The 18,636-nt window shown below is 61.1% G+C and carries 21 protein-coding genes; 14 read left to right on the plus strand and 7 right to left on the minus strand.

The annotated features are described in order from the left end of the window. The first annotated feature begins 8 nt into the window (after nucleotides 1-8). The 10 genes from E0H22_RS17820 to E0H22_RS17865 all read left to right on the plus strand — a co-directional run bounded on the left by E0H22_RS17820 (nucleotide 9) and on the right by E0H22_RS17865 (nucleotide 9,644). Nucleotides 9-749 (plus strand): proteasome-type protease, encoded by a 741-nt coding sequence (locus E0H22_RS17820; protein ID WP_233022326.1) that lies wholly within the window; start codon nucleotides 9-11, stop codon nucleotides 747-749. A 73-nt stretch (nucleotides 750-822) separates the two neighbouring features. Further along, on the plus strand, nucleotides 823-1,341 hold the full coding sequence (locus E0H22_RS17825) for a GNAT family N-acetyltransferase (protein ID WP_233022327.1): 519 nt from the start codon (nucleotides 823-825) through the stop codon (nucleotides 1,339-1,341). A gap of 35 nt (nucleotides 1,342-1,376) precedes the next feature. Beyond that, nucleotides 1,377-2,135, plus strand: coding sequence for an SDR family oxidoreductase (locus tag E0H22_RS17830; RefSeq protein ID WP_233022328.1), 759 nt, complete (start codon nucleotides 1,377-1,379; stop codon nucleotides 2,133-2,135). 81 nt (nucleotides 2,136-2,216) lie between these two features. After that, nucleotides 2,217-3,467: a NupC/NupG family nucleoside CNT transporter gene (locus tag E0H22_RS17835; RefSeq protein WP_233022329.1), complete on the plus strand. Its 1,251-nt coding sequence runs from the start codon at nucleotides 2,217-2,219 to the stop codon at nucleotides 3,465-3,467. Between the two features lie 198 nt (nucleotides 3,468-3,665). Continuing rightward, entirely contained in the window at nucleotides 3,666-4,820 is a 1,155-nt protein-coding gene (locus E0H22_RS17840) for an ABC transporter ATP-binding protein (protein WP_233022330.1), read from the plus strand. Then, nucleotides 4,813-5,754 carry a carbohydrate ABC transporter permease gene (locus E0H22_RS17845; protein ID WP_233022331.1) on the plus strand — a complete coding sequence of 314 codons (942 nt, stop codon included), beginning with the start codon at nucleotides 4,813-4,815 and terminating at the stop codon, nucleotides 5,752-5,754. Before E0H22_RS17840 ends, E0H22_RS17845 begins: the two co-directional genes overlap by 8 nt. After that, entirely contained in the window at nucleotides 5,751-6,584 is an 834-nt protein-coding gene (locus E0H22_RS17850) for a carbohydrate ABC transporter permease (protein WP_233022332.1), read from the plus strand. The genes E0H22_RS17845 and E0H22_RS17850 overlap by 4 nt, the downstream gene beginning before the upstream one ends. Nucleotides 6,585-6,624: 40 nt before the next feature. After that, nucleotides 6,625-7,908 (plus strand): ABC transporter substrate-binding protein, encoded by a 1,284-nt coding sequence (locus E0H22_RS17855; protein WP_233022333.1) that lies wholly within the window; start codon nucleotides 6,625-6,627, stop codon nucleotides 7,906-7,908. 69 nt (nucleotides 7,909-7,977) lie between these two features. Continuing rightward, nucleotides 7,978-8,799, plus strand: coding sequence for a phosphodiesterase (locus E0H22_RS17860; RefSeq protein WP_233022334.1), 822 nt, complete (start codon nucleotides 7,978-7,980; stop codon nucleotides 8,797-8,799). Further along, on the plus strand, nucleotides 8,796-9,644 hold the full coding sequence (locus E0H22_RS17865) for a phosphodiesterase (RefSeq protein WP_233022335.1): 849 nt from the start codon (nucleotides 8,796-8,798) through the stop codon (nucleotides 9,642-9,644). Before E0H22_RS17860 ends, E0H22_RS17865 begins: the two co-directional genes overlap by 4 nt. A gap of 60 nt (nucleotides 9,645-9,704) precedes the next feature. On the opposite strand, the gene E0H22_RS17870 is transcribed toward E0H22_RS17865, so the two are convergent. Both E0H22_RS17870 and E0H22_RS17875 read right to left on the minus strand, forming a co-directional pair. Then, nucleotides 9,705-10,238, minus strand: a complete 534-nt coding sequence (locus tag E0H22_RS17870; protein WP_233022336.1) for a cupin domain-containing protein — start codon at nucleotides 10,236-10,238, stop codon at nucleotides 9,705-9,707. 102 nt (nucleotides 10,239-10,340) lie between these two features. Then, nucleotides 10,341-10,640, minus strand: coding sequence for an usg protein (locus E0H22_RS17875; RefSeq protein ID WP_233022337.1), 300 nt, complete (start codon nucleotides 10,638-10,640; stop codon nucleotides 10,341-10,343). A gap of 438 nt (nucleotides 10,641-11,078) precedes the next feature. Here E0H22_RS17875 and E0H22_RS17880 point away from each other — a divergent pair, with 438 nt between their 5' ends. Beyond that, nucleotides 11,079-11,390, plus strand: a complete 312-nt coding sequence (locus E0H22_RS17880; RefSeq protein ID WP_233022338.1) for a co-chaperone GroES — start codon at nucleotides 11,079-11,081, stop codon at nucleotides 11,388-11,390. A 42-nt stretch (nucleotides 11,391-11,432) separates the two neighbouring features. Further along, entirely contained in the window at nucleotides 11,433-13,073 is a 1,641-nt protein-coding gene (groL, locus tag E0H22_RS17885; protein WP_233022339.1) for a chaperonin GroEL, read from the plus strand. A gap of 104 nt (nucleotides 13,074-13,177) precedes the next feature. On the opposite strand, the gene E0H22_RS17890 is transcribed toward groL, so the two are convergent. Both E0H22_RS17890 and E0H22_RS17895 read right to left on the minus strand, forming a co-directional pair. Further along, nucleotides 13,178-13,759 carry a DUF4145 domain-containing protein gene (locus E0H22_RS17890; protein ID WP_233022340.1) on the minus strand — a complete coding sequence of 194 codons (582 nt, stop codon included), beginning with the start codon at nucleotides 13,757-13,759 and terminating at the stop codon, nucleotides 13,178-13,180. Nucleotides 13,760-14,210: 451 nt separating this feature from the next. Beyond that, on the minus strand, nucleotides 14,211-14,552 hold the full coding sequence (locus tag E0H22_RS17895) for an ArsR/SmtB family transcription factor (protein WP_233022341.1): 342 nt from the start codon (nucleotides 14,550-14,552) through the stop codon (nucleotides 14,211-14,213). Between the two features lie 82 nt (nucleotides 14,553-14,634). Between E0H22_RS17895 and E0H22_RS17900 the strand changes: the two genes are divergently transcribed. Further along, nucleotides 14,635-15,387: an SDR family NAD(P)-dependent oxidoreductase gene (locus tag E0H22_RS17900; protein ID WP_233022342.1), complete on the plus strand. Its 753-nt coding sequence runs from the start codon at nucleotides 14,635-14,637 to the stop codon at nucleotides 15,385-15,387. A gap of 101 nt (nucleotides 15,388-15,488) precedes the next feature. Here E0H22_RS17900 and E0H22_RS17905 read toward each other — a convergent pair whose 3' ends face one another. Then, a complete protein-coding gene (locus tag E0H22_RS17905) occupies nucleotides 15,489-16,085 on the minus strand; it encodes a DUF4142 domain-containing protein (protein WP_233022343.1) in 597 nt (198 codons plus the stop codon). 231 nt (nucleotides 16,086-16,316) lie between these two features. On the opposite strand from E0H22_RS17905, the gene E0H22_RS17910 reads away from it, so the two are divergent. After that, nucleotides 16,317-16,592 carry a hypothetical protein gene (locus E0H22_RS17910; protein ID WP_233022344.1) on the plus strand — a complete coding sequence of 92 codons (276 nt, stop codon included), beginning with the start codon at nucleotides 16,317-16,319 and terminating at the stop codon, nucleotides 16,590-16,592. A 63-nt stretch (nucleotides 16,593-16,655) separates the two neighbouring features. On the opposite strand, the gene E0H22_RS17915 is transcribed toward E0H22_RS17910, so the two are convergent. Then, on the minus strand, nucleotides 16,656-17,039 hold the full coding sequence (locus E0H22_RS17915) for a hypothetical protein (RefSeq protein WP_430715166.1): 384 nt from the start codon (nucleotides 17,037-17,039) through the stop codon (nucleotides 16,656-16,658). Nucleotides 17,040-17,172: 133 nt separating this feature from the next. After that, a complete protein-coding gene (locus tag E0H22_RS17920; RefSeq protein ID WP_233022345.1) occupies nucleotides 17,173-18,315 on the minus strand; it encodes a DUF2778 domain-containing protein in 1,143 nt (380 codons plus the stop codon). Nucleotides 18,316-18,636 lie beyond the last annotated feature (321 nt).

Below are 18,636 nucleotides of genomic sequence, written 5' to 3' on the forward strand. Positions count from 1 at the left end.
GGCTGGCGATGACTTACTGCTGCGGAATTCTGGTGAAGGACGGCCTGGTGATGATCGCGGACACGCGCACCAATGCCGGGCTCGACAACGTTTCCACCTTCCGCAAGCTGCACATCTTCAACCAACCAGGCGAACGTATCATGGCGATCGCCTCCGCCGGCAATCTCGCCATCAGCCAGTCGGTGCTCTCAACCCTGAGCGAGGGGCTGGAGAATCCCGACACTGGCGAGATCGAGACGCTGATGAACGCGCCGACCATGTTCCAGGCAGCGAAGCGCATCGGTCGCGCGATCCGGCATGTCAGTTCCACCGAAGGCAAGGCGCTACAGGCGGAAGACATCAGCTTCGACGTCTCCTTCCTGTTCGGCGGCCAGATCGCCGGCGCGAAGATGCGGATGTTCATGATCTATCCGGCGGGCAACTTCATCGAATGTACCGTGGACACGCCCTATCTGCAGATCGGCGAGCACAAATACGGCAAGCCGGTGCTCGACCGTGCCATGCATTACGATGTCGAACTTTATGACGCGCTGAAAACCGGCCTGATCTCGATGGATTCGACCATGCGCTCGAATATCGGCGTCGGCCTGCCCATCGATGTGCTGGTGGTGCGCACCGATGTCTGTGACGCCGATCTCAACCACCGCATCGAGGCTGGCGAACCCTATTTCCACGATCTGCGCTCGCGCTGGTCGGCCGCCCTACGCGCGGCGCATCAGAGCATCCCGCGCCCGCCGTATAAGAGCTGAGACCGTAGGATGGGTAGAGCGCGGACGCGTGGCGTCGGAGCGAACCCATCATCGCATGCTCCGGAGGATGTGAGTGTTGGGCTTCGCTTCGCTTTCCCCATCCTACGCATGGCGTCCGATGACGGCCGCGGATATCATCGCCGTCAAATCACTTGCCGACGTCATTCATCCCGCCTTCCCCGAAAGCGATTCGGTCTTCGCCAATCGCCTCACGCTGCATCCGGTTGGCTGCGAAGTGCTGGATGGCGATGACGGACTCAAGGGCTATGTGCTCAGCCATCCCTGGCTCGACCGTTCGCCGCCGCCACTCGATACGGTGCTCGCACCGATTACGATGGCCACGACCTATTACATTCACGATCTCGCATTGCTGCCCGAGACCCGCGGCAGCGGCGCCGGCACCGCCATTGTCAGCCTCCTCGCGACCCGCGCACGCGCGCTGCAGTTGCCCAACATGACCCTTGTTGCCGTCAACAATTCGGTTCATTTTTGGCAGCGTCAGGGCTTTACCGTCACCGACGATCCCGTGCTGGAGTCCAAACTTGCGAGCTACGGCGATCAGGCGCGTTTCATGACGCGAGACCTCACCTAAAACACTTTGTTCAAGAACCCAGGGAAGAAACCAAAATGACCGCCAAGATCGCCATCGTCACCGGGGCCGGCACCGGCGTCGGCCGCGCCGCCTCGCTCGCGCTGATGGGCGCCGGCTTCACCGTCGTGCTCGCCGGCCGCCGGCTGGAGCTGCTGCAGGAAACGCAGAAGCTCGGCGCCGAAAAGGGCGGCAAGAGCCTGCCCGTGACCGCCGACATGCAGGACCCCGCCTCGATCGCGGCGCTGTTTGCCAAGACCGTGCAGGAATTCGGCCGGCTCGACGTGCTGTTCAACAATGCCGGCATGGGCGCTCCGGCGATCCCGTTCGAGGATCTCGGTTATGAGCAGTGGAAAGCGGTAGTGGATACCAATCTCACCGCGCCGTTCCTGTGCACCCAGCACGCCTTCCGCATCATGAAGGACCAGACCCCGCGCGGGGGGCGCATCATCAACAACGGCTCGATCTCCGCGCATGCGCCGCGTCCGTTCTCGGCGGCCTATACCTCGACCAAGCACGCCATCACCGGCCTCACCAAGGCGAGCAATCTCGACGGCCGCGCCTACGACATCGCCGTCGGCCAGATCGATATCGGCAATGCCGCAACCCCGATGACCGACCGCATGGTCAACGGCCCCGGCGTGCTGCAACCCGATGGCACCTCGAAGCAGGAGCCGCGCATGGACGCCAAGGCCGTGGGTGATGCTGTCGTCTATATGGCCAGCCTGCCGCTGGATGCGAATGTGCTGACCATGACTGTCATGGCGACCAAGATGCCGTTTGTCGGACGGGGCTGACCTCTCTCACGACGACCTCGCGGCACCGACATTGCATGACATCCGCCGCCGCGGCATCATTGCCGCGGCTTCGGGGGGGTCATGCTTCAGCTTCAGTCGGCGTTCGGCGTCATCGCACTGCTCGGCCTTGCGTGGCTGTGCGGCGAGCATCGCAACAAGGTGTCGTTGCGCAAGGCCGCAATCGGACTGACCGTGACGGTTGCAACCGCTGTCATCCTCCTGAAGCTACCGATCGTGACGCGCGCCTTCGGAGCGATCAACGATGCGGTCTCCACGATCTCGGCTGCGTCACGCGCCGGAACATCCTTCGTGTTCGGCTATCTCGGTGGCGGCGCACTCCCCTTCGATCTCAACTCGCCCGGCGCCGATTTCGTGCTCGCGCTGCAGGCGCTGCCGGTGGTCCTCGTCATCAGCGTGCTGACGACGCTGCTGTTCTACTGGCGCATCCTGCCGCCGATCATACGCGGCATGGCGTGGCTGCTGGAGCGCAGCCTGGGCATCGGCGGCGCCGTGGGCCTCTCCACCGCCGCCAATATCTTTCTCGGCATGGTCGAGGCTCCGCTGTTCATCCGCCCCTATATCGCGCAGCTCACGCGCAGCGAATTGTTCCTGGTGATGACGGGAGGCATGGCGGGCATCGCCGGCACCGTGCTGGTGCTTTATGCCACCTTCATGGCGCCCCTGATTCCGGATGCCTCCGCGCATTTCGTCATCGCCTCGGTTCTGTCAGCTCCCGCCGCGATACTCGTCAGCCTGATCATGGTGCCGGAGACAGAAGAGCGCCGCACCGGCGGCTTGCCGGTCAATCCGGGCTCACCCGCCAACAGCACCATGGACGCCATCGTCAAGGGCACCACCGCCGGCATTGAACTGCTCGTCAATATCGTGGCGCTGCTGCTGGTATTCGTCGCCTTGATGTATCTGATGAACGCTATCCTGATGCTGCTCCCTTCCGCGGGCGGCACACCGCTCACCGGGCAGCGGATCGTCGGCTATGCGATGGCGCCTGTCTGCTGGCTGATGGGCCTGCCATGGGATAAGGCGCTCACGGCAGGATCGCTGATGGGCGTGAAGACGATCCTCAACGAACTGATTGCCTATGTGCAGCTGTCGAAGCTCGGTCCCGATGCACTCGACCAGCGCTCCCGTCTCATCATGCTTTACGCGCTGTGCGGCTTCGCCAATTTCGCCAGCCTCGGCATCATGATCGGCGGGCTCGGCACCATGGCGCCGGAACGACGCGACGAAATCAATGCGCTGGGCCTGAAGTCCATCCTGTCGGGCACGCTGACGACCTGCCTGATGGGTGCGATCGTTGGTGTGCTCAACTAACAGGTATCGCGCCCGTCGGCTGGATACGCCAAAAAACCCACTGCATCCGAGTTGTCGGTTTCATGCGACAACTTTTCGCTGCAGAAAACGGCGATTTCCGCCGGTTTTTTGCATCCTCCATCAAACTGTAATCTCACTGTCAAATCTCTCGCCTATCGGTGCCGCCATCGACGCACGCGATGTTGATGGAGGTGCACGATGGCGAAGATCGAACTCAATGGCATTCGCAAGACGTTTGAAGGCAACGAAATCCTCAAGGGGATCGACCTCGCCATCGACGATGGCGAGTTCATCGCGCTGATCGGGCCAAGTGGCTGCGGCAAGTCCACTCTGCTGCGCATCATCGCCGGCCTCGAAACGCAGAATGCCGGCAATGTTCGCATCGATGGCGCCGTCGTCGATGGCATCAGGCCGAACGCGCGCAATCTCGCGATGGTGTTTCAATCCTACGCGCTCTATCCGCATCTCACCGTCTACGACAATATCGCCGTGCCGCTGCGCATGCGCCGGCTGACATCACTGCAACGTTTTCCGTTGCTCGGCCAGCTGTTTCCCGAGCGTCACCGGATCGAGCGCAGCATTCGCGACGACGTCGAACGCGTTGCCGCACAGCTGGAAATCACGACACTGTTGAAGCGCAAGCCGGGGCAGCTCTCCGGCGGCCAGCGCCAGCGTGTCGCCGTCGGTCGCTCCATTGTCCGTGATCCCGTCGGCTTTCTTTTCGACGAACCACTGTCCAATCTCGACGCCAAGCTGCGCGTGCATATGCGTGCGGAGATCGCGCAGCTGCATCGGCAGATGCAGAGCACATTCATCTACGTGACACATGATCAGGCCGAGGCCATGACCATGTCGAACCGCATCGCGGTCATGATCGCCGGTCATATCGTGCAGATCGGTGCGCCCGCCGATGTTTACGAGAATCCGCGCGACCTGCGCGTCGCTGAATTCGTCGGCAGCCCGAAGATCAATGTGCTGCCCGGCTCGGTGGGCAGCGACGGCGCGCTCGATGCGCTTGGCCAACGGCTCGGCCTCACCACATCCGCGCCAACCGGCCGTTGCAGCATCGGCGTGCGCCCCGAGCGCATCCGCCTCGGCGATGGCAGCTTTGTCGGCGATGTCGTGCATATCGAAAATCTCGGCGCCGAGGCTTTCGTCCACATCAAGCACGAGGCGATCGATCTGCCCGTGGTCGCGCGCATCGATCACAATCGCCTGCTGCCGGCCATCGGCAGCAAGATTGCCTTCTCCTTCACTCCCGACGCCGTACTTGCCTTCGACGCGCAGGGCCGCCGCATTGACACGCGCCAGCAGGCACAGCGGGAAAAGATGCTAGAGGTGGCCCTTGGTTGATCTCACCGCATCCTCCGCGACGATCCCCGACGCCCGCTCCGAGGTAGCGCCAAAGGCGCGGCGCGTGAACCGCTCGGGTGCGGCGCTCGCGATGTCCATGCCGGCCATCGTGCTGATGTTCCTGATGCTGATCGGCCCGCTTGGCGCCGTCATCGCATTGTCCTTCACCGACTATCAGTTAGGTGCCCCCTCGCTTAGCTGGATCGGCCTCGCCAACTATCAGGAGATGTTGGACGACCGCGTGTTCTGGATCGCGCTCACCAACACCGTCGTCTATGTCGCCATCGTCGTACCGCTCGCCGTCGCGCTCGGCCTCGGCGTGGCGCTCCTGATCGAGAGCGGCAGCAGCCTGCGCAGCTGGTATCGCACCATCTACTTCCTGCCGGTCATGGCCACGCTGATCGCCATGTCGATCGTGTGGGAGTTCATGCTCCATCCCCAGTTCGGCTTGATCAACGCCCTGCTCGCGAGCGTCGGCCTCGAAGGGTATAGCTGGCTGCAGGATCGCCGCACCGCGCTCTATGCGCTGTGTGCCATCGGTATCTGGCAGGCCCTCGGCTTCAACATGGTGCTGTTCCTTGCCGGCCTGATGTCGATCCCGCGGCACCTTTATGATGCCGCAGAGATCGATGGTATGCGATCCGGCTGGGACAAATTCCGCCTCGTCACCTGGCCGATGCTCGGGCCGACCACGCTGTTCGTGGTCATCATCACCAGCATCCGCGGCTTCCAGGTATTCGACACCGTGCACGTGCTCACCAAGGGCGGTCCGTCCAAGTCCACCGAGGTACTGATCCATCGCATGTATGTCGAGGGCTTCGAGTTCTTCCGCTCTGGCTATGGCGCGGCGCTGACCATCGTGTTCCTCGCTTTCGTGCTGCTGCTTACCCTGATCAAGGCGCAGCTTGCCAGCCGCCGGGTGCATTACTCATGACGAAGCCCCGCTCGCTCGCCTGGCCCATCATCCGCCACAGCCTGCTGCTGCTCGGCGCCGTGGTGATGCTGCTGCCCTTCATCTGGATGATCTCGACGGCGTCGAAGCCGCAGACTGAGATCTACACCACCGACATCCACCTGATCCCCCACACTTTCGCGCTGTGGGACAATCTGCAGACCGCTTTCGCCAAGGCCGATCTCGTCCGCTTCCTCATCAATGGCGTGATCGTCACCGTCGCGATCTTAGTGTTGCAGGTTTTGGTGGCGCTGCCAGCCGCCTATGCACTGGCCAAGCTGCGCTTTGTCGGCCGCGACGTGCTGTTCGCGCTGGTGCTGTTCTGCATCCTGATCCCACCACAGGCCACCGCGATCCCGGTGTTCCTTCTGCTGCATCATCTCGGCATCCTCGACACCTATGCGGCGCTGGTGGTGCCGTTCACCATCTCTGCATTCGGCATCTTCCTGATGCGGCAGTTCTTCAAGACCGTGCCCGACGATCTCATCGACGCCGCGCGTATGGATGGTATCAGCGAATTCGGCATCGTCTGGCGCGTGATGCTGCCGACCGCCGTTCCGGCCCTCACCGCCTTCGGCATCTTCTCGGTGGTGGCGCACTGGAACGATTATTTCTGGCCGCTGATCGTGCTCACCAGCGAACATCTGCGCACCCCGCCGCTCGGCGTCGCCGCCTTCCGCAACGAGGAAGCCGGCACCAATTACGGGCCGCTCATGGCGGCGGCCATCGTCATCATCGCGCCGCTCGTCGTCGCGTTCCTGCTTGCCCAGCGCCGCTTCATCGAAGGCATCACGATGACCGGCATCAAGTAGTTTGCCTCGCCTCACTGCCCAGCCCTGACAGGAGACTTCCATGCTGATGAGATCGACCCTCGCGGCCCTCGCACTGCTGACCGGCGTTGCCGGCGCTCAGGCGCAGACCAAGACCGAAGTCGTGATCCAATATCCTTTCCCCGAACTGTTCACGGAAACGCACAAGCAGATCGCCGAGGAATTCGCCAAGGTGCGCCCGGACATCAAGGTGACCATGCGCGCGCCTTATGAATCCTATGAAGACGCCACCCAGCGCGTGCTGCGCGAGGCCGTCACCAATCAGGTGCCGGACGTCACCTTCCAGGGCCTGAACCGCATCCGCGTGCTGGTTGACAAGAACATCCCTGCGCCGCTCGACGAATACATCGCTGCGGAAAAGGATTTCGACAAGCAGGGCTTCCATCAGGCGATGTATGACATCGGCACCACGAGCGGCAAGGTCTATGCCCTGCCTTTCGCGATCTCGTTGCCGGTTGTCTACGTCAACACCGATCTCGCCAAGAAGGCCGGCGCCGATATCGACAACCTGCCGACCACCTGGGACGGCCTGTTCGACCTCGCCAAGAAGATCCGCGCCACGACGCCGGGCGCCAACGGCATGACCTATGCCTGGGACATCACCGGCAACTGGCTGTGGCAGGCGCCGGTGTTCGCCCGCGGCGGCACCATGCTGAATGCGGACGAGACAAAGGTCGCTTTCAATGGCCCCGAAGGCCAGGCCGCGATCCGCACCATCGCCCGCGTCGTCACCGATGGCGGCATGCCGAATTTCGACCAACCCGCCAGCCGCGCCGCCTTCGCCGCCGGCAAGACCGGCATCCACATCACCTCGACGTCCGACCTGAACAAGATCACCCAGATGATCGGCGACAAGTTTGTGCTGAAGACGCACACTTTCCCCGACGTGATCGCGCCGAATGGCCGCCTGCCTGCCGGCGGCAATGTGGTGATGATCACCGCGAAGGACAAAGCCAAGCGCGACGCGTCCTGGGAAGTCGTCAAGTTCTGGACCGGTCCGAAGGGCGCGGCGATCATGGCCGAGACCACCGGTTACATGCCGCCGAACAAGGTCGCCAACGACACCTATCTCAAGGATTTCTACGTCAAGAACCCGAACAACTACACCGCCGTGAAGCAGCTGCCGCTGCTCACCAAGTGGTACGCCTTCCCCGGCGACAACGGCCTGAAGATCACCGACGTGCTGAAAGATCACCTCAACAGCATCATTTCCGGCGCCCGCACCAAGGAGCCTGAAGCCGTGCTCGCCGACATGACGTCGGACGTGCAGAAGCTGCTGCCGAAGTCGATCGGCGCTGCGAAGTAAGCCTCGTCACGATCCCGGCTGCGGAGCGATACGCGCTCCGCAGCCGCCTTTTCCTCCACGGGCGCCGTCATGAAACTGATCCATCTGAGCGACATCCACCTCACCACGCCGGGCAACACCATCGGCGGCCGCGATCCCCGTGCCAATTTCGAGCGCGCGCTGTCGCACGTCCTTCGCGATCACGCCGATGCCGAACTGATGGTGATCACCGGCGATCTCTCGGACTGGGCCGACCGCGCCGACTATGAATGGTTGAAAGCACGCCTGCAGACCTATCCGATCCCGGTGCGCCTGTGCATCGGCAATCACGACGACCGCGCGGCATTTCTGAGCGTTTTCCCCGAATGCAACGAGGACGGTTTTGCGCAAGGCATGAAGGACATCGCAGCTGGCCGCTGCCTGTTCCTCGACACCTGGGGACCGGAAAGCCACGCCGGTTTCTATTGCGAGGCGCGGCAGGAATGGCTGGAGCAGAAGTTGTCGGAGAGCGACGGCCCGTTCTTCCTGTTCATGCACCACAATCCGATCCCGACCTATCTGCCGCCAATGGACAAGATCGGCCTGACCGATGATGACGCCTTCCGCCGCATCGTCGCGCGTCACCGCTACAAGATCCGTCACATCTTCTTCGGCCACCGCCACATCCCCATGGCCGGTTCGACCGCTGGCGTGCCGACCACCTCGCTGCGCGGCACCAACCATGCGAGCTATGTGAACTTTGCCGAGACCCAAATACTGCTCGGCTCGGACCTGCCGGAATCCTACGGCGTGGCCTTCATCGGCCCCGACTATGTCACCGTCCACATGGTCGAGTTCGGCTATCAGGGTACGGTCCGCTCCGGTGGCTCGCCGGACTACAAGGCCTGGGACCGGGAGACGATGCAGCGATGAAATTCGTCATTCTCACCGACACGCATTTCGTCCCCGCCGGCCGCAAACTGTATGGGCTCGATCCGGCCGCGCGCCTTGCGATCGCCGTGGACACCATCAATGCAACGCACCGAGACATCGCTTTCGTCATCGTCACCGGCGATCTCGCCCATTGGGGTGAGCAAGGCGCTTATGAAAGCCTCGCGGCGCAGCTCGGCCGTCTCGATGCGCCTGTCATCCTGATGCTGGGCAACCACGACAAGCGCGATGCTTTTCGCGCTGTCTTCCCGCAAGCAGATCGCGACGACCACGGCTTCGTGCAGAAGATGCGCGTCACCGATGCTGCCACGATCGTCACAATGGACACGCTGAACGAGGACACACCGGATCATGCCGGTATCCTCTGCGGCGCGCGGCTGAAGTTCCTGGAAAACGCCCTCACCTCGGCGCCGACCGACCGGCCGCTGCTGCTATTCCAGCATCATCCGCCCTTCGACAGCGGCCTACGCTACATGGATACGATCAAGCTCGCCAATGGCGAGGACGAATGGAAGGTCATCGCGCGCACGCGCAAGCCGGATTATCTGTTCATGGGGCATCTGCATCGCCCCATTGCTGGCACCTGGCGCGGCATCCCGTTTCATATCCAGCGCGCGCTGACTCATCAGGTGGCGTTTGACTTCGAGGCGCAAGGCCACATCCCCGGCACCCATGAGGCGCCGGACTATAGCTTCGTTTCGGTGGCTGACGGCAATGTTGTCATCCACCATTGTTCTTTCCTTTACGACGGGCCAAACTTCTCGCTGCATGATGCAGAGGCGCAGGCGGCGCAATCATTGGAAGAACTCAGCCGTAGAACAGATTAGCGAAGCGTAATCCGCCAACCAAATACAAACGCTGAAACGCTGCGGTGGATTAAGGCCGTGTCAGCCCTTAACTTCCACGGTCTTGAACTGCGCCGGCAGGATCACTTCGAGCAATTCGCAATTGTCGGAATAGTCGCGGATCAGGTGCTTGATACGCGGCGGCTGGGTCCAGCACGACCCCTGTCGCATGGTCTGCTCGCCGACGCCGTCCATATACGTCTTCACCCAGCCATTCAGCACATAGACGAGCTGAAATTCGGCATCGTGATAATGCAGTTTTGATACTTCTTTCGGATCGCACGGTCCGATCAGCCGAATCACATGGGCCTGCGCGAGCCCGTCGGTCGCCGCGGCAACGCCAAGATCGCGATACTTCGCATAAGCGCGCAGGCCCGACTCGAAATCTTCCTCACGATAGTGGCTGACCGCAGCGCGCTGCTTGCGCCGCTTGGCGGGTACCGGCTCGGCCGTCGTCTTTTTCCCCGTTACCTTGGTAGCCCTTGCGGCACCGACCTTCCGGATCGTTTTCTTGACCAGTGTCCGGTTCGCGACTTTCCTCGCGGTGCCATTTGACGCTCGCTTTTGCTTCGCCATGACGTGCTTCCCAGGCGCCAACCGAACAGCGGTTAGCGCGCGCCGCGCAAACTATCTGTAGTTCACCGGAGCGGCAATTTATCAGGACTGTTGAGTCATCAACTAGTGCAACCGGAAGACGCCGTCGACTGCGCGAATTTCAGCAGGCTTGATCAACTTTGAATGTGCGACGGTAACCGAGAATAGCGGTCCGTCGAGCGAGCGCTGCCAGAAATCGAGAAAATCGTTCAGCGCCGGAAATTTCGGGAAAACATCGTAGCTCTGCCAGAGATAACTCTGCAGCAGCGCCGGATGATCGGGCATCCGATACAGGATCTGCGCCGTCGTCAGTCCGTAACCCAGCACCTGCTTCCGGAAGTCCTCGGAAGCCTTACTCCCCGCAACCAGATCGATCGCTGCCATGATGGTCTCCATGGACAGAGCGCAGTCGGCCAAGTGGTTTTCCGGTCGTGCTGTCGAACCTCGCTCTGCTCTCTCCAAAAGAACCGCACCATCCCGCCCACTATCGGGCCGCGAACCGGATCCCACTTCACTTGAGACGGCGCGATGCATGAATCGTGACGCAAGCACTGTGCCGATCCCATGCCTAAAAGTTTAACGATCTGTAAAAATCCAATTTCGGCAGTGGGTTAGCCACAGCGGTTCACAGGTTGCAGCCGTGCCTTTGATACCGTTTAACCAAATTGGCACCCGTCACATTTGAGTGCCAAAAAATTTGATAGACACCCTTGCCCGTCGGGAACGATCGGCCTATCTCCGCACAAGTCGCGCTGGCACTTGAGGCCCGCGATTGCCAATCTCTGGAATTGGTAAGTAATCGCAGAAACTTAGGAGGACTGCATGAAATTCCGTCCGCTTCACGACCGCGTCGTGGTCAAGCGCATCGACGCCGAAGAGAAGTCTGCTGGCGGCATCATCATCCCGGACAGCGCCAAGGAGAAGCCCTCTCAGGGCGAGATCGTCTCCGTCGGTCCCGGCGGCCGCGATGAGGCCGGCAAGCTGGTCCCGCTCGACGTCAAGGTCGGCGAGCGCGTGCTGTTCGGCAAGTGGTCTGGCACGGAAGTGAAGATCGATGGTCAGGATCTCCTGATCATGAAGGAAAGCGACATCATGGGCGTCCTCGAAGGCGCCGCCGCCAAGAAGAAGGCCTGAGCCCTCTTCCCCCTCTCCTGATCATCTGAAGGAAAACCCAACATGGCATCGAAAGAAGTCAAATTCGGCGTAGACGCCCGCGACAAGATGCTGCGCGGCGTGGATATCCTCGCCAACGCAGTGAAGGTTACCCTCGGTCCGAAGGGCCGCAACGTCGTCATCGAGAAGTCGTTCGGCGCGCCGCGCATCACCAAGGACGGCGTCACCGTCGCCAAGGAAATCGAGCTCGACGACAAGTTCGAGAACATGGGCGCCCAGATGGTGCGCGAAGTGGCTTCGAAGTCGGCCGACGCGGCCGGCGACGGCACCACCACCGCCACCGTGCTGGCCCAGGCCATCGTGAAGGAAGGCGCCAAGTCGGTCGCCGCCGGCATGAACCCGATGGACCTGAAGCGCGGCATCGACCTGGCTGTGGAAGCCGTGGTCGCCGATCTGCAGAAGAACTCCAAGAAGGTCACTTCGAACGACGAAATCGCCCAGGTCGGTACGATCTCGGCCAATGGCGACAACGAAATCGGCAAGTTCCTCGCCGACGCCATGAAGAAGGTCGGTAACGAAGGCGTCATCACGGTTGAAGAAGCCAAGTCGCTCGAGACCGAACTCGACGTCGTCGAGGGCATGCAGTTCGATCGCGGCTATATCTCTCCCTACTTCGTCACCAATGCCGACAAGATGCGCGTCGAATTCGACGATGCCTACATCCTGATCAACGAGAAGAAGCTCTCCTCGCTGAACGAGATGCTGCCGCTGCTCGAAGCCGTCGTGCAGACCGGCAAGCCGCTCGTCATCGTCGCTGAAGACGTCGAAGGCGAAGCTCTCGCCACCCTCGTGGTCAACCGTCTGCGTGGCGGCCTCAAGGTTGCTGCCGTCAAGGCTCCGGGCTTCGGCGATCGCCGCAAGGCCATGCTGCAGGACATCGCGATCCTGACCGGCGGCCAGGCGATCTCGGAAGATCTCGGCATCAAGCTCGAAAACGTGACCCTGAACATGCTGGGCCGCGCCAAGAAGGTGATGATCGACAAGGAAAACTCCACCATCGTCAACGGCGCCGGCAAGAAGGCCGACATCGATGCCCGCGTGGCGCAGATCAAGGCGCAGATCGAAGAGACCACTTCGGACTACGACCGTGAGAAGCTGCAGGAGCGTCTCGCCAAGCTGGCTGGCGGCGTTGCCGTCATCCGCGTCGGCGGCGCGACCGAAGTCGAAGTGAAGGAGCGCAAGGACCGCGTTGATGACGCGATGCATGCGACCCGCGCTGCGGTTGAAGAAGGCATCGTCCCCGGCGGCGGCGTCGCTCTGCTCCGCGCTTCCGAACAGCTGAAGAACATCAAGACCAAGAACGACGACCAGAAGACCGGCGTCGAGATCGTCCGCAAGGCCCTGTCGGCTCCGGCCCGCCAGATCGCCGTCAACGCAGGCGAAGATGGTTCTGTGATCGTCGGCAAGGTGCTCGAAAACGCAGCTTACGCCCACGGCTTCGACTCGCAGACCGGCACTTATGGCGACATGCTCAAGAAGGGCATTATCGACCCGACCAAGGTGGTCCGTACCGCGATCCAGAACGCCGCGTCGGTGGCTTCGCTCCTCATCACCACCGAGGCGATGGTTGCCGAACTGCCGAAGAAGAACGCAGCCGGCCCCGCAATGCCTCCGGGCGGCGGCATGGGCGGCATGGACTTCTAAGTCCACGGTACTCAAGCGAACTACGAATGCGAAAACCCCGGCAGCGATGCCGGGGTTTTTGTTTTAATGAGATCAAGGCGGGCGGCGCCTATCCTGAGGGCAAGTTATATCCTTTGGCTTTTCCGCGGCAATTTCTCCAAAACGGCTTCCAACAATTCCTGAAGGTTCGTGATTTGGTTTATCAGTTCGATGGCCTCGCCAGGAGTTAGCTTTCCACTTTCCTCTCCGTGAGCTGCTGTATTTCTAGCTTGGCGCAATCTTTGGAAGAGCGTGATCGCGCTTTGCGAGATCTGATTGTCATCCGCCAATGCCTTGAGCACTTCATTCAGATTTCGATGAGGTTTATCGTCGGGAAGTCTTTGTCTAATTCGAAGAATTACAGCTTCGAGTGATTTAAAGGATTGAAGCACTGCGGCCTCGGGAAAGTTTTTAGCTAGATTGATTAGGCCAGGATCAAGCGCAACCTCGGGAACATCCTCACGCTGATCGAGCTTCACGGCCTCACCTGCCTGCCGAACTTGTTCTACTTGATCAGATATTTCTACACTGACGCTTCCAGCTCCAACCTTCTTGATAAGAAGCAAAAGCCTCTTTAGCTCTGATTTAAAGTTCAAGACAATTGCTGTAGCCGCTATCGGCCAAGCAACGCTTGCAACAATCGATGATATAAATTGCAACCAGTCCAAATCGTATCCCCCACTACTCAATCTCGTTAAACGAGCATTTTTTATTTGCAATGTCCACAGATTGCATTTCGATTGCGGTGTAGATTGGCGATTACTAATTTCCGAAGGCCCGCTTGAAGAAATTTGCTTTTGGATTTGCCGTAGCCGCTGTCATTGGCATGGCTTCGCTCACTGGCCCGCCCTCGGCTTCCCCCACCGCGAAAACCACCACGACGGCCGCGCCCATCACCGATTTTTCGTCGCAGCGTTAGTTCTCCCGCCGCACCGTGATCCGCCGCGGAGCGGTCTGTACGATGCGCACTGTCGTGCGCTGCGGCCCTATGGGCCGACGCGTCATCAGCAAGACTCGCGTCTGTCGTTGAGATCCAACCGACGTCCGCGGCCTGAGAAATTCGGATTGCTCGTCGCATGCAGAAGCCCGGCCATCATGGCGGGCTTCTTCTGGCCTATTTCAGGCAACCGCCACCGGGGAAGCGTCGTCACTCATCGAATGCGCCAGAATCGCCATCAACAGCCCAGGAAACCGCTCCTCGATATCGGCTGCCCGCACCGTGTTCTGATGCTCGACGCCCTTTTTGCTGGTCTGGATCAGGCCGGCCTCGCGCAGCACGCGGAAATGGTTGGACAGGGTCGATTTGGCGATGGTCGGACATGGCGATGCCGCCGTGCAGGACAGGCAGCCGCTTTCCTGCAGCAGGCCGCGGACGATCTGCAGCCGGATGGGATCAGCCAGCGCCGAAAGCACGCCGGACAGCGTGATGTCCCTGGTCGCGGGGTGAACAAACTGAACCATAAAAAAGATATAAGTCCCCCCTTGCGATGGTTCAATAGTTCCATATTTCCGAACTACTGAAACATCCTATGGAATCGCAACCATGACCAAGACATTCGAAGGCAAAGTGGCGCTGGTAACCGGCGCCTCGAAGGGCATCGGCGCCGAGATCGCCATTCAGCTTGCCGCTGCCGGAGCCGCAGTAGGCGTCAACTATGCGTCGAGCAAAGCGGGCGCCGACAAAGTCGTCGGCACCATCACCGCCAACGGCGGCAAGGCGATCGCAGTCCACGGGGATCTCGCGTCTCCCGGCGCGGCCACAGCGGTGGTGGCCGAAACGGTCAAGGCATTTGGGCCGATCGACATCCTCGTGAACAATGCCGGCGTCTACGAATTCGCTCCGCTCGATGGCATCACGGCGGAGCACTTTCACCGCCAATTCGATCTCAACGTTCTTGGGCTTCTACTGACGTCGCAGGAGGCTGCTCGGCATTTCAATCCGAATGGCGGCAGCATCATCAATATCTCGTCCGGGGTCTCGACCATCGCGCCACCGAACTGCGCCGTCTACACCGCCACTAAAGCCTCGGTGGACGCCATCACATCCGTTCTGTCGAAAGAGCTCGCGCCAAGGAAGATCCGCGTCAACGCCGTCAATCCCGGCATGATCGTCACCGAAGGCGTGGTGTCGGCGGGCTTCCACGAGGGCGACATGCGGAACTGGGTCGAGAGCGTGACACCGCTGGGCCGCGTCGGCAAGGTCGAGGAGATCGCCTCCGTGGTCGCCTTCCTCGCATCCGACGGAGCCTCCTATGTCACCGGCGAAACCCTCCATGTCACAGGCGGAGCACGATAGACAGAGCACGACGCCACGATACGTAGCGCGCATCGATACGCGATCAACGACAAAGCCCCGGAGCGGTACCGGGGCTTTGTTTGCAAACTCGAGCCGTCGCTTTACTTCGCGCCATAGGGCGCGGGGGTTGCACGGTTCGGCACAGCGCCAACCGTCGCGCCGCGCCGCTTGTTTTCAAGCTGCTGGGCCATTTCGAGATGATGGCGGAGAGCCGGAAGCGTCTTGCCGGCCCAGTCCTTCAGCTTGGCATTGTCCCCGCCTTTCGAATATCGCTCAAATAGCGACACGGCATCTTCGTGAGCTGCCACTTGCATCGGATCATAGGTCGCGGCGAACTCGTCCGGCTTGGCGTTGTTCAGCTTGTCGAGCTTCGATTGCGACGATGAATTGAGCGCTGTGGGCAATTCAGCCTTCACTGCGCCGCTATCGATCAACTGCTTGATCTCGGCAGACGTCTTCGTGTGGTCCGTAATCATCTGCGTGGCAAAATTTTTCTCGTCAGCATTGCCCTTTTGCCGAGCGATCTTGGCGGCTGCGATTTCCAGCATGTCGCTGTTCGCGGCTTCGGTAACGAAGTCCTGCGTCTTCGGTGCAATGCCGAGCGTGGAATTCACGCCGGTTTTTTCACCGACGGATTGTGCGATCACGGGTCCGGAAAGGATCGTGGTCGCAGCGAGAATGATGACGAGTTTCTTCATGGCCGTTGTCCTTGGCGTGTGTCCCGCGAAGCGCTTCGCGATATGGGCTTTGCTCGGACACAACTTGAAGACTCCTGCGACGTTCCATCGCACCGCGCCGCCTCTCATCAAGCGGCCCACTGCCGGCCGCCCCCTTGCCGCCGCATTTTCTTCAGTTTCGGTTCACCCTCGGCACGTAATTCTCTCATGTTGGTCGATGACACACATTGGCCTCGAGCTAGGAGAACGCCCGTGAACAAATTTGCTTTTGCCATTGCCGCTGCTGCCACGATTGGTCTGGCTGCGCTGGCCTCGCCCGCTTCGGCGACGACGATCGCCATCGACAAGGCCAATGTAGCTGCGCCGATCACGGACTTCTCTTCGCAGCATCGTCACTATCACGGCCGCCCTCATCACGCTGGCCGCCCGACCGTCATTCGTCGCGGTCCGGTCTGTACCGTGCGCACCGTGGTGAAGCGTGGCCATCACGGCCGCCGCATCGTCGAGAAGGTTCGCATCTGCCGCTAAGCGCCGGATAGCGACAGACACCAAGGGCGGCGCAATCATGCGTCGCCTTTTTCAATCAGTCGCTCACTCGTCGTTCTGCTCCGGCCCAGGCGTCATGTGCGGCATCGAGTGACTTTGCAGGCGCTCCGGCTCCGATGGCTGCATGCGGTCACGTGTCAGTGCCTGGCCGCGGGTGACCTGGTTCGGAGCTATGGCTTCGGGCGGAAAGAACACATTGTAGCAGGCCCGGCTCAGCTGCGGCCCAGCGTCCCGCAGACAATTTTCGACACGCTTTTCGTCAGGCATCGCCATCGCGCAGAGGCGGAACGCATCTGGCGTACAGGCTTCGCGCTGCGCCTCGGTGCCGGCGGCGAAAACAACTGACGGTATCCAAATCATCGAGGCCAGTGACGCAATCGTGCCGACTGTGTGCGGAAAGATCCGGCGAGGTATGGGCGAGAGAGCCATCTTGCGATCCCATGTTGCGACAACATGACAGATCAAGCAGCGGACCGCCCTGCGGTTCCGCACAGCAACAAAACGGGTTGAGGAAAGTTCAGGCAACCATCATCTGCATCGCAGACGATCGGATGCAATGCACTCAGTCGAGCTTGGCGACGACGACAATGCGCTTCACTTCACCGCGGCGATAGGCCTGGATGAACTTGTCGTATTCCTTGAACGAAATGCAGCCGTTGGAGTCGCCGTTCGGACCGAGCAGATAGCTGTGGGTCAAAAGACCGTTGCGGCCGTAAATCGCGCTCTCGCCGCCAAGCGGCGTCATGCGCAGGGCGGGAACGCCGTGAAACAGGGCTTCGCGCGGCTTGAGATCGTAGATGTGCGGAGGGGTGACGCCGCGCATGCGCTCATGGGCATAGGCTGGATTGTCCATGCGCGAGCCCAGGCCGGAATGCGCCTCGAGCTTGGTGCCATCCGGCATGTAAACGCGCTTGGCAGTGATATCATAGACCGCGGTCAGACGGTCCATCTCGCCCGGTTGATCGGCTGCCGGCTCGGCATCCTGGCCGTTCGGCAGTACGCCCCCATCATGACCGGCATAAGCAAGCATGGGGCCGCTCTTCGGCTTATCGCCGCCGAACAGCTTTTCGAAAATGTTGAGATTGGCGTTCTTCGGCTGTGAGGCCAGCGCCATGCGGGCGCGCTGCACCAGCGCATCATGGCTGTAGGGCCCGCCCTTCGGCGTCGGGGCCTGCGCCACACGCGAGGACTGGCCCTGCTCGTTCTGTGCCGTTGCCGGCGCATCCTGCGGACGCACGGCCGGCATCGGGATGCTGGCAATCAGCTGCTTCACCGTCGGCGACGGCTGCATCAGGGCGACTTCCTGCGGCTTCACCGCAGGCGCCGGCACGGTCGGCTCGTCGGCCACGCGGCGGGCGAAGCGATCAGGCGCAGCGCCCATCGAATTCGGCGCGAACCAGGCGACCTCACGATCCTGCTTGGGCGCAGCCATCGGCGCGGAGCCGGCGAGCGGAGCGCGGCGTGCGGGCTCGAAGCGGTCGGAGAAATTAGCGTTGGGCTCGGCGCGAGCGATACGCTGGTTGAAGCGTTCGGCGAAGGTCGAGGAGGACACGCCGGCATCAGGCGTCAGGCTTGCGGTGACCATCGACGGCTCGATGTCGCTGCCGTGGAAGAGTTTACCGGCGAGCGTCCATCCGCCGGTGAGTGCGACGGCAGCCAATGCGGCGCCGGCCCAGAAGAACGTACGAGAATTCGAGTGCGACATCGTGTTCGACACTGCTCGGCCTTGGCGAGAGGGCGCTTGAGAATTCAACGCACGTCTACGGTTACTCATACGCCTGGCGTCCACACAAAATGACTGCGCGTCCTGCGAGCGATGCGCCGGCGGATTACAAAATCCACGGCAGCAATCCCGCAGGAATGCGGAGCGCCATTAAGGCGAGTTTTAGTTAAATGCGGATTAATCGGATCGTCCCCACCAAGTCCCCATTGCGCTCTAAGAGCCTGCCAATCATGGCCTTTTTGCGTGCCCGTTGGCAAGATTTCACCTCTTGATGACAGCTTTTTTTGCCGTCCCTTTTCGGGA

This window comes from Rhodopseudomonas boonkerdii, assembly GCF_021184025.1.
In the GTDB taxonomy this organism is placed as follows: Bacteria; Pseudomonadota; Alphaproteobacteria; order Rhizobiales; family Xanthobacteraceae; genus Tardiphaga; species Tardiphaga boonkerdii.

Excerpts from the sequence above, each read along its gene's own strand:
- E0H22_RS17820 (WP_233022326.1), top strand. The coding sequence starts at position 9 with ATGACTTACTGCTGCGGAATTCTGGTGAAGGACGGCCTGGTGATGATC.
- E0H22_RS17830 (WP_233022328.1), top strand. The coding sequence starts at position 1,377 with ATGACCGCCAAGATCGCCATCGTCACCGGGGCCGGCACCGGCGTCGGC.
- E0H22_RS17835 (WP_233022329.1), top strand. The coding sequence starts at position 2,217 with ATGCTTCAGCTTCAGTCGGCGTTCGGCGTCATCGCACTGCTCGGCCTT.
- E0H22_RS17840 (WP_233022330.1), top strand. The coding sequence starts at position 3,666 with ATGGCGAAGATCGAACTCAATGGCATTCGCAAGACGTTTGAAGGCAAC.
- E0H22_RS17850 (WP_233022332.1), top strand. The coding sequence starts at position 5,751 with ATGACGAAGCCCCGCTCGCTCGCCTGGCCCATCATCCGCCACAGCCTG.
- E0H22_RS17855 (WP_233022333.1), top strand. The coding sequence starts at position 6,625 with ATGCTGATGAGATCGACCCTCGCGGCCCTCGCACTGCTGACCGGCGTT.
- E0H22_RS17860 (WP_233022334.1), top strand. The coding sequence starts at position 7,978 with ATGAAACTGATCCATCTGAGCGACATCCACCTCACCACGCCGGGCAAC.
- E0H22_RS17865 (WP_233022335.1), top strand. The coding sequence starts at position 8,796 with ATGAAATTCGTCATTCTCACCGACACGCATTTCGTCCCCGCCGGCCGC.
- E0H22_RS17870 (WP_233022336.1), bottom strand. The coding sequence starts at position 10,238 with ATGGCGAAGCAAAAGCGAGCGTCAAATGGCACCGCGAGGAAAGTCGCG.
- E0H22_RS17875 (WP_233022337.1), bottom strand. The coding sequence starts at position 10,640 with ATGGCAGCGATCGATCTGGTTGCGGGGAGTAAGGCTTCCGAGGACTTC.
- E0H22_RS17880 (WP_233022338.1), top strand. The coding sequence starts at position 11,079 with ATGAAATTCCGTCCGCTTCACGACCGCGTCGTGGTCAAGCGCATCGAC.
- groL (WP_233022339.1), top strand. The coding sequence starts at position 11,433 with ATGGCATCGAAAGAAGTCAAATTCGGCGTAGACGCCCGCGACAAGATG.
- E0H22_RS17895 (WP_233022341.1), bottom strand. The coding sequence starts at position 14,552 with ATGGTTCAGTTTGTTCACCCCGCGACCAGGGACATCACGCTGTCCGGC.
- E0H22_RS17900 (WP_233022342.1), top strand. The coding sequence starts at position 14,635 with ATGACCAAGACATTCGAAGGCAAAGTGGCGCTGGTAACCGGCGCCTCG.
- E0H22_RS17905 (WP_233022343.1), bottom strand. The coding sequence starts at position 16,085 with ATGAAGAAACTCGTCATCATTCTCGCTGCGACCACGATCCTTTCCGGA.
- E0H22_RS17915 (WP_430715166.1), bottom strand. The coding sequence starts at position 17,039 with ATGGCTCTCTCGCCCATACCTCGCCGGATCTTTCCGCACACAGTCGGC.
- E0H22_RS17920 (WP_233022345.1), bottom strand. The coding sequence starts at position 18,315 with ATGTCGCACTCGAATTCTCGTACGTTCTTCTGGGCCGGCGCCGCATTG.